2 protein-coding genes are annotated in these 1,352 nt (G+C 79.7%); both read left to right on the top strand.

Annotated features, from left to right (window positions below; all coding sequences use genetic code 11):
- A partial coding sequence (locus HLB09_RS17140; protein ID WP_171204493.1) for a DUF1727 domain-containing protein occupies positions 1 to 594 on the top strand: 594 nt, incomplete at its 5' end.
- Positions 591 to 1,352: a type 1 glutamine amidotransferase gene (locus HLB09_RS17135; RefSeq protein WP_171204492.1), complete on the top strand. Its 762-nt coding sequence runs from the start codon at positions 591 to 593 to the stop codon at positions 1,350 to 1,352. The genes HLB09_RS17140 and HLB09_RS17135, both read left to right, overlap by 4 nt.

The raw sequence follows: 1,352 nt of genomic DNA, 5'->3' as shown, positions 1-1,352 counted from the left end.
GGCGCCGTGCCCCTCGGGCCCGGCGGGCACCCCGTGCGCCTGGCGCTGCCCGGCCAGGCGAACCGGCGCAACGCCGTCATGGCGGCCGCCGCGGCGGGCGAGCTCGGCGTCGGGCTCGGCGCCGCGCTCGCGGCCATGGCCGACGTCGGCGACGTCGCCGGCCGCTACGCCTGGCTGCGCGCCGAGGGCGTGCGCTTCTGGCTGCTCCTCGCGAAGAACCCCGCCGGCTGGGTCGAGAACTTCGACGTCATGGGCGCGAGCGACCGACCTCTCGTCCTGGCGATCAACGCGCAGGGGGCCGACGGCCGCGACACCTCGTGGATCTACGACGTGCCCTTCGAGCGCCTCGTCGGCCGCCGTGTGGTCGTGGCGGGGGAGCGGGCCGCTGACCTGTCGCTGCGGCTGGTCGTCGCGGGCGTCGAGCACGAGCGGGTGCCGGGCCTGCGCGACGCGCTGCGCGCCGCCCGCACCCTCGGGGCGCCCGGCAGCGGGCCCGAGCGGGGCGGACCCCCGGCGGAGGAGGTCGACGTGGTCGGCAACTACACGGCGTTCCAGCAGCTGCGCGCCGTCGCGGCGGCGGAGGCGGCGCGGTGAGCGCCGGGCCCTCGGCGGTGCGCGTGGCCGTCCTCTACCCCGAGCTGCTCGGCACCTACGGCGACGGCGGCAACGCCGCCGTGCTCGCCGCCCGGGCCCGCGCCCGGGGGATGGGCGCCGAGGTCGTCGAGGTCGTCGGCAGCGAGGGTCTGCCGCAGGCCGACGTCTACCTGCTCGGGGGCGGGGAGGACGGGCCGCAGCGGCACGTCGCCCGCCTGCTCGCGCAGGAGGACCGGATGGCCCGCGCGGTCGGGGCCGGCGGGGCCGTGCTCGCCGTCTGCGCCGGGATGCAGGTGCTCGGCAGCGCCTTCCGCGACGTCGACGGCTCCGTCCCGGGGCTGTCGCTGCTGCCCTGCCGCACCGTCGAGCCGCTGCCCGCCGAGCGGCGCGCCGTCGGCGAGGTCGTCGTCGAGGCCGACCCGAGCCTCGGCCTGCCCCCGCTGCTGGGCTTCGAGAACCACGGCGGCCGCACGGCGCTGGACGACGGCGCGGTGCCACTCGGCCGCGTCCTGCGCGGCACCGGCAACGGGGTGGGGGAGGCCTCGGTCGACGGGGTCGTCGCGGGCCGCGTCGTCGGCACCTACCTGCACGGCCCGGTGCTGGCGCTCAACCCGGCCCTCGCCGACCGGCTCCTCGAGTGGGCCGCGGGCGTGGGTCCGGGCGGGCTCCCGGACGGCGACGAGCGCCTCGCCGCGCTCGACGAGGCCGCCGGGGCGGCCCGCGCCGTGCGGCTGCGGATGGCGGGGCTCGGCGGGTAG

The organism is Pseudokineococcus marinus, from assembly GCF_013004605.1.
GTDB classification, from domain to species: Bacteria; Actinomycetota; Actinomycetes; order Actinomycetales; family Quadrisphaeraceae; genus Pseudokineococcus; species Pseudokineococcus marinus.
This window is presented reverse-complemented; position numbering and strand designations above follow the sequence as displayed.